The sequence below is a fragment of the Variovorax sp. GW821-FHT09B01 genome (genome assembly GCF_059418345.1).
Genome location: NZ_JBWKPQ010000004.1, coordinates 72,254 through 83,973 on the forward strand (window position 1 = coordinate 72,254; position 11,720 = coordinate 83,973).

Below are 11,720 nucleotides of genomic sequence, written 5' to 3' on the forward strand. Positions count from 1 at the left end.
CGCCCCGATCTTCCGGCGGCCGCCCGCCATCGCGAGGTCGAGCATGCCTTCCCTGCAATCGCGCCACATCGACAACGTCTATTCGATCGCCACCGGCACCGCGCTGGCCGATCCGGCGACCAGCCTGGTCCACAAGTCGTGGGCGCGCTGCGTGCGCGACCATGGCCTCGATCCCTCGCGGCCCACGCCCGCGCGCATCCTGCCGGCGCACGAGGTGCGCGCGCACCAGCAGCAGCTCGAACACTTCCTGTGCACCGCGCGCGCGGGCATGGAGGACATCTACCGCCGCGTGGCCGACCTCGGCTACATGGTGCTGCTGACCGATGCCGAAGGCATCACGGTCGACTACATCGGCAACCCGGCCTGGGACGACCAGCTGCGCAAGGCCGGCCTCTACCTCGGCGCCGACTGGAACGAGGCGCATGCGGGCACCTGCGGCGTGGGCACCTGCCTGGTCGAGCAGGCACCGATGACCTGCCACCAGACCGAGCACTTCGACGCCACCCACATCGCGCTGACCTGCACCACCGCGCCGCTGTTCGACCATGGCGGGCGGCTCACGGCGGTGCTCGACGTGTCGGCGCTGCATTCGCCCGAGGCCAAGGAGAGCCAGCACCTGGTGCGGCACCTGGTCGCGATCTACGCACGCATGATCGAGGACGCCGATTTCCTGCGCCACTTCCGCGGCCACTGGGTGCTGCGGCTGGGCAGTGCCTTCGGCCTGGTCGACGTCGCCGGCGAACTGATGCTCGCGCTCGACGAGGCGGGCACGGTGGTCGGCGCGAACAGCAGCGCGCGACGGCTGTTCGCGGCCCATCCGGTCGGCACCGGCGTGGCCGAGCTGCTGCGCATGCCGCTCGATGCGATCTGGCGCCTGGGTGCCAGCGCATCGGCCATGCCCTTCGCCCACACCGTGCTGCTGCCGGACGGCGGCGAGTACCACGCCTCACTGCTCGCGCCGCGCGTGGCGCGCCGCACGGCCGCGCCGGTGCCGCCCGCCGAGCGCAAGCCTCTCCATGGCGCCGACCGGTTGCCACCGCTCGAGGGCATCGCGGGCGACGATCCCGCGATGCAGTCGCTGCTCGCGCAGGCGCGCCGGCTGGTCGACCGCGGCATCCACGTGCTGATCGAGGGCGAGACCGGCAGCGGCAAGGAGGTGCTGGCGCGCGCACTGCACGGCGCGAGCCGCCGCGCGGCCCTGCCCTTCGTGGCCGTGAACTGCGCGGCCATTCCCGATTCGCTGATCGAGAGCGAGCTGTTCGGCTATCTGCCCGGCACCTTCACCGGCGGCCGCAGCAAGGGCATGAAGGGCCTGATCGCGCAGGCCGACCGCGGCACGCTGTTCCTCGACGAGATCGGCGACATGCCGATGGCCCTGCAGACGCGGCTGCTGCGCGTGCTGTCCGAAGGCGAGGTCCTGCCACTGGGCGGCGACGCGCCGCAGCGCGTGGACCTCGCGGTGGTGGCCGCCACGCACCGGGGCCTGAGTGAACTCGTCGCGGCAGGCCGCTTCCGCGAGGACCTCTACTACCGCCTGTGCGGCGCCGTGCTGAAGCTGCCGCCGCTGCGCGAGCGCGGTGATCGGCGCCACCTGATCGATCGCCTGTTCGCCGAGGAGGCCGCGGCGATGGATTCGAATGCACGGCTGTCGGCCGAGGCGATCGAGGCGCTGATGGCGCACCGCTGGCCCGGCAACCTGCGCGAGCTGCGCAACGTGCTGCGGCTCGCGCTGGCGTTGTGCACGGGGCGCGAAGTGAGGATGGAGGACCTGCGGTTGCCGGAGCGTGTTGCGGTGGCGATGCCCGCGGCGGCCGTGGTCGACGCGCCCGAGGACACGGCCGCCGAATCGGAGCGGCTGCTCGCGGCGCTGCGCCAGCACCGCTGGCGCGTCGCGCAGGCCGCCGATGCGCTGGGCCTGAGCCGCGCCACCGTGTACCGGCACATGAAGCGGCTCGGCATCGTCGCGCCCCGGCGCGGCTGATCGCACACCGCTACAGCACGGTCCACTCGTTCGATTCGTAGCAGGCCTTCAGTCGCTCGTGCAGCGGATGCGTCACCGAGAACTCGGTCGCATCGATGCGCCGCAGCGGCCGCACGGTGTCGGGCACGTTGGTCCAGAAAGCCAGCTCGAAATCCTTGATCTCGTCGATGCGGATGTCGCGCTCGACGAAGGGAATGCCGTGCGAACGCATGCCCAGCCGCAGCAGGTGGATGGCACCGCCGGGCAGCGCGGGCGCGGTCGGCAGCACCACGCGGCACCCGTCGTAGAAGCCGACGTTCCACGTGCTTCCCTCCGAGATGCTGCGCCGCGCGTCGAGGAACAGCGCGTCGTCGAAACCCGCCGCCTGCGCGAGCTTGCGGTGGTGGAACAGGCCGAAAGTGCCGACATGCTTGACCTCGGGCAGCACGCGCTCGTGCTGCACCGAGCGCACGGCGCGCGGCGGCGGCGCCTCGGCCGCGAGCGGCGACTGGGTGACGAACACGCCGGCGGGCATCGGGCGGGTGAGGTCGGCGAAGCCCGCCACGCGCGGGAAGACGTTGATGCGCACCAGCCAGGTCCGGTCGTCGTCGGGCACGGCCTCGCGCACCAGCCGGCGTACCCGCTCGCCCTCGAGTTCGCTGCCGAACAAGAGCCGCGTGCTGCGGTCCAGCCGGGCCAGCTGGAAGTCCAGCCCCTGCACGCTGCGCCGGCGGATGCGCATGGTGCTGAAGTGCCCGTAGTTGGCGAGCGCCATCGCGCGCAGGTCGCCGACCGAGGGCGGCTCGCCGTCGATGCGGCCCACGGCCGGTGCGGGTGTGGGCACATCGGCCGCGCTGACGCCGCCGACGGCCGACAGGCCCACGGCGAGTAGCGCGCGACGCCCGAGGAAGGAAGCGTTCTCGAATCGCATCTCAAGCTCCTGCAGTTGGAAAACCATGGCGCGCGCCGGCCCAGGCATCGACGAGAAAGGCCAGCACCGCGGCGTTGAAGTTCTGCGCCTGTTCGAAGTACGGCGAATGCCCCGCGGCCGCGATCTCGACCACGCGGCTGCCCTCGACCTGGCGCGCGATGTCGCGCACCACCGCGGGCGTGACCACGCGGTCCTCGGCACCGACCACGAACAGCGTCGGGCGGCGCAGGCGTTGCAGGTCGTCGAGCGCGAGCAACTGCTCCGGCGCGAACAGCGCTGCGAGGCGCTCGCCCCATCCCGGGCCGCCGTGGCCGGCCGCGGCCCCATGCACCGCGGGATTGAACTGGTTGATTTGTCGGTACAGCCAGGCCATCGCGGGCCGCTCGCGCAAGAAGGCCGGGCTCAGCGCGCGGTCCTCGAGCTCGGTCGCCACCACCTCGCCGAGAAAGGCCGCGACGTTGGCCAGCATCCGCGGATGGTCGATCGCCAGCGGCGAGTCGCAGCAGGCGAAGGCCCACACCCGCTCGGGATGGCGCAGCGCGAGCCGCGCGCCGGTCATGCCGCCGAGCGACTGGCACACCAGCGCGGCGCTGTCGATGCCCTCGGCATCGAGCACCGCGAGCGCGTCGGCCACCAGCGCCTCGTGCCCGAAGGCCTCGAGCGGCGCGAGCGAACGGCCGAAGCAGCGCGCGTCGAACGCGATGCAGGTGAAGCGCTGCGAGAACGTGGGAATCTGCTGCCACCAGGTCGCGGCATTCGATCCCGCGCCGTGGCAGAACAGCAGCGCCGGCCCCTGGCCCGTGCGCTCGTAATAGATGTCGACGCCGCCGGAATGCACAAAGCTCATGCCAATGCTCCTCGCGCGGCGCTCATTCGGGCCGCACGCCGATGCGGCGCGCGAGCGTGCGGTAGCGCTCGGCCTCGGCGGCCAGGAAGCGCGCGGCCTCGGCCAGGCTCATGCGCTCGGACACCTGCGAGCCCGAGGCCTCGAGGGTCGTGCGCACCTGCGGGTCGGCCAGGCTCGCCTGCAGCGCCTTGTGCAGGCGCTCGACCACGGCCTCGGGCGTGCCCTTGCGCACCATCGGCCCGGCCCAGGCACCGGCCTCGTAGTCGGCGGCGACGCGGCTTTCCGCGAAGGTCGGCACGCTCTTCATCTGCGCGAGGCGCTGCTTCGAGGCGACCGCGAGGATCTTGAGCCGGCCGGTCTCGGCCAGCCCCAGGTAGCCGGTGGTGAAGGGCATCAGCGCGAAGTCGAGGTTGGCGCCGCCCAGGTCCTGGATCAGCGGCGCACCGCCGCTGTAGGGCACGTGCATGACCTTCGCATCCATGCGCGCGGCCAGGTCCTCGGCCGCGAGATGGAACATCGAGCCCACGCCCACGCTGCCGTAGGTCAGCGGCTGCGCGGCGGAAGAGCGCGCGAGCGCCGCGAAGGCCTCGAGGTCGTCGGCCGCGAGTGCCTTGCGCGTCAGCAGCACCAGCGGGTTGTTGGTGGCCGGCGAGACCAGCACGAAGTCCTCGAGCCTGAGCTTCACCGCGGCGCGTGCGAGCGGCGCGAGGATGACTTCGTTGGGCGAGCCCTGCAGCACCGTGTAGCCGTCGGCCGGCGCGTTCAGCACCTTCTGCGCGGCCAGCGCGCCGCCCACGCCGCCGAGGTTCTCCACCAGCACCGGCTGGCCCAGCTCGCGTGCCATGCGCGGCGCGATGGCGCGGGCGATCACGTCGGCCGGGCCGCCCGCGGGATAGGGCACGACCCAGTTCACCGGCCTGGCGGGCCAGGCCTGCGCACCCGCGACCAGGGGAAGCACCGCGAGGCCGATGGCCAGGCGGCGCGCGATCCATGTGAGGCTCATCTCGAACTCCGGCTGTGGTTGACGTGGGAGCGGATGCTACAAACGCGGTCCCGCGCGGCACAGGACCTTTTCAGCCACTCGGGGTACACAATCCGCCAAGCCCATGATCCGCTTCGACCTCTACCTGCCACATGGCGGCCTGCCCGGCAGCGTCTTCGGTGCCATCGACATCCTGCGCGAAGTGAACTCGCTGGCGCGTGCGCGCGCGGGGCGGCGCATCGACGCGCCGGTGGCCTGGCGGCTGCTCGGGCCCGACGGCGGACCGCATGCGATGCGGCGCCTCGCGTTCCAGTCGGACGAGGAGGCGAAGCGCTCGCGCCGCGCGCCCGCCACCGCGCTCGCGGTGGTGCCGCCGCTGATGATGGTGACCATTCCCGGCCTGCGCCGGCTGGTGGCGCAGAACGCCGCGCTCTGCGCGCAGCTCGCGAGCCGCCACGCGGCCGGCGACTGGATCGGTGCCTGCGGCACCGGCCTGTGGCTGGCCGGGCGCGCGGGACTGCTCGCGCACCAGCCGGTGCCGCTGTCGTGGCTCTACCAGTCGGGCTTCGCGCACGACTTCCCCGACACGCCGATCCACAGCGAGACCCCGTTGACGCTCGGCCCGCACATGGTGCTGGCGGCCACGCCCGACCTGATGCATGCGATGGTGCTCAAGCTGCTCGACGGCGTCGGCCTGTCGGACCTCGCCGCGGCCTGCCGCGACAAGTTCCTCGCCAACCCCGAACGCCAGCACCTGGTGCTCGACATCCCCGAGCAGGTGGTGGGCACCTCGCGCGATGCGCCGCTGCACCGCGCCATCGCCTTCATCGAGGCCAACGCGGGCCGGCCGCTGACGGTGGCCGAGATGGCCTCGGCCGCGGCGGTCAGCGAACGCACGCTGGTGCGGCTGTTCGCGCGCCACATCGAGCGTTCGCCGATCCAGTTCCTGCACGAGCTGCGCGTGAAGCGCGCGCGCATGTGGCTCGAGGCCACCTGGCGCTCGATGCACGAGATCGCCGACGCCTCGGGCTACGCGGACGTCTCGACCTTCCGCCGCACCTTCAAGCGCATCGCCGGCATGAGCCCGTCGGAATACCGCGAGCGCTACACGGTGCGCACGCCGCGCGCGGTGTGGCAGTTGCAGGCTTTCGACGACGTGCTGGCGCCGGGCAAGGGAAAGCCGGCGGCCCGCCCATGAAAAAAGCCCGCACCCTGGCGGGCGCGGGCTTGTCGCGGAGTGGACGCGATCAGTCGACCAGGCCCAGGTGCAGGAAGCCAGCTTTCGCCGTGCCGCGCTCGCCGATCAGCAGCTCGAGCCGCTTCGAACGCATTGCGACGTAGGCATCCCCGCCCTGCGTCGCCGAGCGCATGCCCAGCGGACCGTAGGAAGGTTGGGGCGCCAGGGTGAGATCGGCCTGCGTGGTGATGGCGCCGATCGAGGTCGACAGCGTGTACTTCGAGCCGGCCGCCACGGCGACGTCGGTCGAGCCGTCGGCCGACCAGCCCCTGCTGCTGAAGTCGGCGTAGTCCAGTGCGGCCGGCACGCCCACCGCCAGCACCTGGGAGTTGTAGGTCGACGGACCCGCGCTCAGGTACACGGTTTCGCCGCCGAAGTCGGCGAGCGCGAAGCGGCCGAACAGGCTGCCGTCGACGGCGCTCTTCATCATCCACAGCCCGGGCTGCTGCGGGTCGGGCTCGATGTTGCTGACGGACACGTCGGCGCTCGGGCAGCGTTCGATCTTGTAGACGGTCAGGCTGAGGCACTGCTTCATCACCTTGCCGCCGCCCGAGACCTGGATCTGCGTGATCGTCGACTCCTTGCCCGTGGCCGAGTAGTCGATGCGGCCGCGGTCGTAGGTGCCGTCGAGCTTGCCCTGCTGAAGGACCAGCGCGCGCGACGCGATGAAGGGGAACGGTTCGTAGGTGGTCGGCGACTTGTAGCCCACCGCGAACGGAAGCGAGCCGACGATGTTGTCGCCGAGGCCGCGCAGCGCGAGGACGCTGCTCTTGCTGCGGCTGCTCTGCACCTTCCAGTAGCCGTCGCTCGACGCGCCCGCGGTCAGGGTGCCCGAGCTCGCATCGCCCGCCGTGTCGGTCAGGGTGTAGGTGGCCTTGTCGAAATCGATGGCGAGCACCTGGCGCGAGCCGTTGGCCGCGTACACGGTGTAGCGGCCGTTGCGGTAATCGCCGTTGCCGACCGAGAAGCTCAGTTCCTTGCGGCGGTTGCCCGATGCGCTGGCCGTCAGCTTGAACTCGGCGCTGCCCGTCGCATTGGGGTTCTTGAAGCGCGACAGCCATTGCGAGCCGGAGGTATCGACCTCGACGCGCTGGGCCGCGCCATCGCGGCTGTCCGCGGTCCAGGTGATCTCGCTGCCATCGCTGGACTTGACCGTCACGAGCTGGCCCGGCGCCACCTGGTACTTGCCCGCACCGTCGGGATTCGCCGCGCTGCCGTCGACCTCGACGGACAGCTTGGCTTCCGACTCGGCGGGCGTCTGCGGCACCACGGCGAACGGCAGCCCGCCGCCACCACCTCCCCCACCACCACCGCATCCCGCGATGACCGCCGCCAGTGCCGTGGCGCACAGGGCCATTGTTGTCGTGCTCCTCATTTCCTCATCTCTTTCTGTTGGATTGACTCGTTGCCCCGCCGACCTCGTCGGCAGACGGCGGCCAAATCTATCCGCGACGGAATACTTTCGCATCACCATGAAACGTGGTCGTCGCCCTGCGGCAACGCTCCTCCCAATGGGTGATTGAAGGGACTTCGCAAAGGCGTCGGGGCCGTCTCGCCGTCTCATCCGCGTCGCATCGGGAGCACGACAACGCACCCCACCCGCGACAAAACCCCCGCCAAGTCCTTGATCCACCGTGCGCCACCCCACGGCACGAAAGCTGCGCAACGCAACCCGCGCCGTCCGCGGCGCAGCGTTCGTTCTCATCCATTCATACACGGAGACATTCGATGACCGCATCCACCGCCGCCCCCACGCGGGCTGCCGCCACCTGGCTGGCCGACTTCGGCGCCGCGCTCGCGCGCAACGACGTCGAGGCCACGGTCGCGCTGTTCGAGGCCGAGGGCTTCTGGCGCGACCTCGTGGCCTTCACCTGGAACATCCGCACGCAGGAAGGCGCGGGCGCGATCCGCGCGATGCTGGCGGCGCGGCTGGCCGACACGCAGCCCTCGAACTTCGCGCTCGAGGGCGAGGCCAGCGAGGCCGACGGGGTGACCGAGGCCTGGTTCACGTTCGAGACCCGGGTGGCGCGCGGCCGCGGCCATCTGCGGTTGCGCGGCGGCAAGGCCTGGACGCTGCTGACCACCATGACCGAGCTCAAGGGCTTCGAGGAGAAGACCGGCGCGAACCGCATCAAGGGCGCGGAGCACGGCGTGCACAAGGGCCGCCAGAGCTGGCTCGAGAAGCGCGAGGAGGAAGCGCGCAAGCTGGGCTACACCGAGCAGCCCGAGGTGGTGATCGTGGGCGGCGGCCAGGGCGGGATCGCGCTCGGCGCGCGGCTGCGCCGGCTCGGCGTGCCCACGATCATCATCGAGCGCAACGCGCGCGCGGGGGACTCCTGGCGCAACCGCTACAAGTCGCTGTGCCTGCACGACCCGGTCTGGTACGACCACCTGCCCTACATGCCCTTCCCCGACGACTGGCCGGTGTTCGCGCCCAAGGACAAGGTCGGCGACTGGCTCGAGATGTACACCAAGGTGATGGAGCTCAACTACTGGAGCTCGACCACGGCGAAGAAGGCGCGCTTCGACGAGGCCACGCAGCGCTGGGAAGTGCGCGTGGAACGCGAGGGCAAGGAGGTGGTGCTGCGGCCGAAGCAGCTGGTGTTCGCGCTCGGCGTGTCGGGCTACCCGAACGTGCCCGTGCTCGCGGGCGCCGAGAACTTCCAGGGCGACCAGCACCATTCGAGCAAGCACCCCGGGCCCGAGGCCTACGCGGGCAAGAAGTGCGTGGTGCTGGGCTCGAACAACTCGGCGCACGACATCTGCGCCGCGCTGTGGGAGCACGGCGCCGACGTGACCATGATCCAGCGCTCGTCGACCCACATCGCGCCCTCCGACTCGCTGATGGAACTGGCGCTCGGCGGCCTGTATTCCGAGCAGGCGGTGAAGAGCGGCATCGACCACCACAAGGCCGACCTGATCTTCGCCTCGGTGCCCTACCAGGTGATGCACACCTTCCACATCCCGGTCTACGACGAGATGAAGAAGCGCGATGCCGACCTTTATGCGCGGCTGGAGAAGGCGGGCTTCCTGCTCGACTTCGGCGCCGACGGCTCGGGCCTGTTCATGAAGTACCTGCGGCGCGGCTCGGGCTACTACATCGATGTGGGCGCCTCGGAGCTGGTGGCCAACGGCAGCGTGAAGCTCAGGAGCGGCGTGAACATCGAGCGCGTGAACGAACGCTCGGTGACGCTGACCGACGGCAGCGAGCTGCCGGCCGACCTGCTGGTCTATGCCACCGGCTACGGCTCGATGAACGGCTGGCTGGCCGACCTGATCTCGCCCGAGGTCGCCGACCGGGTCGGCAAGTGCTGGGGCCTGGGCTCCGACACGCCGAAGGATCCCGGCCCGTGGGAGGGCGAGCTGCGCAACATGTGGAAGCCGACGCAGGTGCCGAACCTCTGGATCCACGGCGGCAACCTGCACCAGTCGCGCCACTACTCGCAGTTCCTCGCGCTGCAGCTCAAGGCGCGCGCCGAAGGGCTCGACACGCCGGTGTACGAACTCGCGCCCTCGCACCACCGGCGCTGAGGCGCGCGGCGCCCGGAACTTTTCAGCCGTCGATGCGGCGGCGCAGGCCGTCGAGATCGGTCACGGTGATGCCGCCGTACTCGATGCGCAGCAGACCGGCCGATGCCAGCCGCCGCAACGCCGCGTTGCAGCGCTGGCGCGACAGGCCCGAGAGGTTGGCGATCTCCTCCTGGGACACCTCCAGGTGCGGATCGCTGCCCGGATGCAGCCACTCGTGGAACAGGCCGACGAGCGCGCGCGCGACCTGGCTGTCGGTGTCCAGCAGGTGGTGGGCGGCGAAGTTGCCGAGGAACCAGTGCATGCGCTCGTTGATCTGGCGCAGCAGGAAGTCGTCGAAGCTGCGGTGCGTGGCGCGCAGCCAGTCGAAGGTCTCCAGCGGCATCAGCGCCACCCGGCTGGGGCGCAGCGCGATGATGTCCGCGGTGCGCGGCACGCCGCGCAGCAGCGTGCCTTCGCCGAACCAGCTGCCGGTCGACAGGCCGCCCAGGGTGACCGAGCGCCCGTCGGGCGAGCTCACGCACCACTTGAGCAGGCCGTCGATGGTGCCGTACCAGTGCAGCGGGGTGTCGCCGCAGCGGCACAGCGCGGCGCCAGTCGCCACCTCGACCTCGCGCATCTCCTCGAGCACGCGCTCGCCGGCGGCCACGCCGAGCTGCGGAAACCAGGCCGAGCCCTGCAGCAGTTGAGCCAGGGTCAGCGAGGCGGGGGGAGGAACAGGCCGGGCAGCGGGCATCTTCTCTCGAGGCTCAGGGCAGGTCCTTGACGCGCTGCAGCTCGGCCTGCGCCTCGCGCAGCTTGTCCTCGCGGCGCGCGATCTTGTCGCGATCGCCCTTGCGGCGTGCCTCGGCCAGCTCGCGTTCGCGCTGCGCGACCTTGCGTTCCTCGCCACGGATGCGCTCCTGGTGGCGCGCGGCCAGCCTGGCGTCGCTGCAGTTGCGGCGCACCTCGGCCAGCGCGCGCTCGAGGCCGCGCACGCGGTGGTCCTGGCCTTGCGCCTTGGCGGCTTCGATGTCGCGGGAAATGGCCTCGCGCTTGGCGGCGCAGCCCGCCTCGGGACCGCCCTGCGCGAAGGCCTGGCCCGATGCGAGGACCGCGGCGGCCGCGAGGATCAGCGATGACAGTTTCATGAGCGCTCCTTGTTGTGGATGAATGCGAACGACAGGGGCGACTGTAGTCCCTGCACGCCGCGTAAACCCTGCCCCCGAATGTCGTCGCGATGACTGAGTGCGCTGCCCGCGCCAAAAATAATGGCGCGCTCCACGAAGGACTCCAGGAACCCCGCCATGTCGAAGCGCAAAGTGATCGTGACCATCGCCCCCACCGGCGGCATGGCGCACAAGTCCCAGAACCCCCACCTCCCCACCCAGCCTGCCGAGATCGCGGCCGACGTGCTGCGCTGCTGGAACGCCGGCGCCAGCGTGGCGGCGATCCATGCGCGCCGCCCCGACGATGGCGCGACCTGCGACGCCGGGGTCTACCGCGAGATCAACAGCCGCATCCGCGCGGGCGGCTGCGACATCGTGCTCAACAACTCCACAGGCGGCGGCGTGCACGGCGACATGGTCAAGCCGCTGGCCGGCGACCGCTGGGAGATCGCGTGGGAGGAACGCATCAAGGGCATGGACGCGGGCGCCGAGATGTGCACGCTCGACGCCACCACGCTGAACCTCAGCTTCGAGGGCAGGCAGATCCTGATGGACACGCCGATCACGCGCGGGCGCGAGCTCGCCGCCGGCATGAAGGCGCGCGGCATCAAGCCCGAATGGGAGGTGTTCAGCCCCACGCACATCCTGCAGGACGCGACCACGCTGATCGGCGAGGGCCATGACGACGAGCCCTACTTCATCAACCTGGTGATGAACGTGCACCGCAACTTCCAGAACGCGATGCCCTACTCGCCACGCTTCCTGCAGATGATGGTCGACACGCTGCCCAAGGGCAGCATCTTCGGCGTCAGCGGCATCGGCACCTCGCAGCTCGAGGCCAACGTGGCCGCGCTGCTGCTGGGCGGCCATGCGCGCGTCGGCCTCGAGGACAACCTCTACTTCCGCCAGGGCGAGCTGGCCACCAACGTGCAGCTCACCGAGCGCATCGTGCGCGTGATCCGCGAGCTCGACATGGAAGTGGCGACGCCCGCCGAGGCACGCCAGCTCATGGGCCTGCCGCGCGTGGGCACGCCGCGGCCCGAGTTCGCGCTCGGCTGAACCGGCACCCGCCAGAACAACGAACGGA

At 70.9% G+C, this 11,720-nt stretch carries 11 protein-coding genes; 4 read left to right on the plus strand and 7 right to left on the minus strand.

Annotation, left to right across the window (positions count from 1 at the left end; genetic code table 11):
* Window positions 1-43 precede the first annotated feature (43 nt).
* Window positions 44-1,981 carry a sigma-54-dependent Fis family transcriptional regulator gene (locus AC07RV_RS14805; protein WP_296788513.1) on the plus strand — a complete coding sequence of 646 codons (1,938 nt, stop codon included), beginning with the start codon at window positions 44-46 and terminating at the stop codon, window positions 1,979-1,981.
* Between the two features lie 10 nt (window positions 1,982-1,991).
* Here AC07RV_RS14805 and AC07RV_RS14810 read toward each other — a convergent pair whose 3' ends face one another.
* From AC07RV_RS14810 to AC07RV_RS14820, 3 genes are read right to left on the minus strand one after another with little or no spacing between them, the layout of a single operon-like run.
* A complete protein-coding gene (locus AC07RV_RS14810) occupies window positions 1,992-2,891 on the minus strand; it encodes an aminotransferase class IV (protein WP_296788511.1) in 900 nt (299 codons plus the stop codon).
* A gap of 1 nt (window position 2,892) precedes the next feature.
* Window positions 2,893-3,738 carry an alpha/beta fold hydrolase gene (locus AC07RV_RS14815; RefSeq protein WP_296788509.1) on the minus strand — a complete coding sequence of 282 codons (846 nt, stop codon included), beginning with the start codon at window positions 3,736-3,738 and terminating at the stop codon, window positions 2,893-2,895.
* Between the two features lie 22 nt (window positions 3,739-3,760).
* Window positions 3,761-4,741, minus strand: coding sequence for a tripartite tricarboxylate transporter substrate binding protein (locus tag AC07RV_RS14820; protein WP_296788507.1), 981 nt, complete (start codon window positions 4,739-4,741; stop codon window positions 3,761-3,763).
* 103 nt (window positions 4,742-4,844) lie between these two features.
* Here AC07RV_RS14820 and AC07RV_RS14825 point away from each other — a divergent pair, with 103 nt between their 5' ends.
* Window positions 4,845-5,918 carry a GlxA family transcriptional regulator gene (locus AC07RV_RS14825; protein WP_093343711.1) on the plus strand — a complete coding sequence of 358 codons (1,074 nt, stop codon included), beginning with the start codon at window positions 4,845-4,847 and terminating at the stop codon, window positions 5,916-5,918.
* 49 nt (window positions 5,919-5,967) lie between these two features.
* Here the strand turns inward: AC07RV_RS14825 and AC07RV_RS14830 are convergent, their stop codons facing one another.
* A complete protein-coding gene (locus AC07RV_RS14830) occupies window positions 5,968-7,314 on the minus strand; it encodes a hypothetical protein (protein WP_143129163.1) in 1,347 nt (448 codons plus the stop codon).
* A gap of 371 nt (window positions 7,315-7,685) precedes the next feature.
* Here AC07RV_RS14830 and AC07RV_RS14835 point away from each other — a divergent pair, with 371 nt between their 5' ends.
* Entirely contained in the window at window positions 7,686-9,488 is a 1,803-nt protein-coding gene (locus AC07RV_RS14835) for an NAD(P)/FAD-dependent oxidoreductase (protein ID WP_093343708.1), read from the plus strand.
* Window positions 9,489-9,510: 22 nt separating this feature from the next.
* Here the strand turns inward: AC07RV_RS14835 and AC07RV_RS14840 are convergent, their stop codons facing one another.
* The 3 genes from AC07RV_RS14840 to AC07RV_RS14850 are packed head-to-tail and all read right to left on the minus strand — an operon-like array spanning window position 9,511 to window position 10,800.
* A complete protein-coding gene (locus tag AC07RV_RS14840; RefSeq protein ID WP_093343707.1) occupies window positions 9,511-10,221 on the minus strand; it encodes a Crp/Fnr family transcriptional regulator in 711 nt (236 codons plus the stop codon).
* A 13-nt stretch (window positions 10,222-10,234) separates the two neighbouring features.
* Complete coding sequence (locus AC07RV_RS14845) at window positions 10,235-10,615, minus strand: DUF1090 domain-containing protein (RefSeq protein ID WP_093343705.1); 381 nt, start codon at window positions 10,613-10,615, stop codon at window positions 10,235-10,237.
* On the minus strand, window positions 10,612-10,800 hold the full coding sequence (locus AC07RV_RS14850; protein ID WP_143129162.1) for a hypothetical protein: 189 nt from the start codon (window positions 10,798-10,800) through the stop codon (window positions 10,612-10,614). Before AC07RV_RS14850 ends, AC07RV_RS14845 begins: the two co-directional genes overlap by 4 nt.
* Between AC07RV_RS14850 and AC07RV_RS14855 the strand changes: the two genes are divergently transcribed.
* Entirely contained in the window at window positions 10,772-11,692 is a 921-nt protein-coding gene (locus AC07RV_RS14855; protein ID WP_093343704.1) for a beta-keto acid cleavage family enzyme, read from the plus strand. The two genes, AC07RV_RS14850 and AC07RV_RS14855, sit on opposite strands and share 29 nt — an antisense overlap.
* The last annotated feature ends 28 nt before the right edge of the window (window positions 11,693-11,720 follow it).

Bases quoted from the DNA above. Each gene is read 5' to 3' on its own strand.
- AC07RV_RS14805 (WP_296788513.1), top strand. From the start codon at position 44: ATGCCTTCCCTGCAATCGCGCCACATCGACAACGTCTATTCGATCGCC.
- AC07RV_RS14810 (WP_296788511.1), bottom strand. From the start codon at position 2,891: ATGCGATTCGAGAACGCTTCCTTCCTCGGGCGTCGCGCGCTACTCGCC.
- AC07RV_RS14815 (WP_296788509.1), bottom strand. From the start codon at position 3,738: ATGAGCTTTGTGCATTCCGGCGGCGTCGACATCTATTACGAGCGCACG.
- AC07RV_RS14820 (WP_296788507.1), bottom strand. From the start codon at position 4,741: ATGAGCCTCACATGGATCGCGCGCCGCCTGGCCATCGGCCTCGCGGTG.
- AC07RV_RS14825 (WP_093343711.1), top strand. From the start codon at position 4,845: ATGATCCGCTTCGACCTCTACCTGCCACATGGCGGCCTGCCCGGCAGC.
- AC07RV_RS14830 (WP_143129163.1), bottom strand. From the start codon at position 7,314: ATGGCCCTGTGCGCCACGGCACTGGCGGCGGTCATCGCGGGATGCGGT.
- AC07RV_RS14835 (WP_093343708.1), top strand. From the start codon at position 7,686: ATGACCGCATCCACCGCCGCCCCCACGCGGGCTGCCGCCACCTGGCTG.
- AC07RV_RS14840 (WP_093343707.1), bottom strand. From the start codon at position 10,221: ATGCCCGCTGCCCGGCCTGTTCCTCCCCCCGCCTCGCTGACCCTGGCT.
- AC07RV_RS14845 (WP_093343705.1), bottom strand. From the start codon at position 10,615: ATGAAACTGTCATCGCTGATCCTCGCGGCCGCCGCGGTCCTCGCATCG.
- AC07RV_RS14855 (WP_093343704.1), top strand. From the start codon at position 10,772: ATGTCGAAGCGCAAAGTGATCGTGACCATCGCCCCCACCGGCGGCATG.
- AC07RV_RS14850 (WP_143129162.1), bottom strand. From the start codon at position 10,800: ATGGTCACGATCACTTTGCGCTTCGACATGGCGGGGTTCCTGGAGTCC.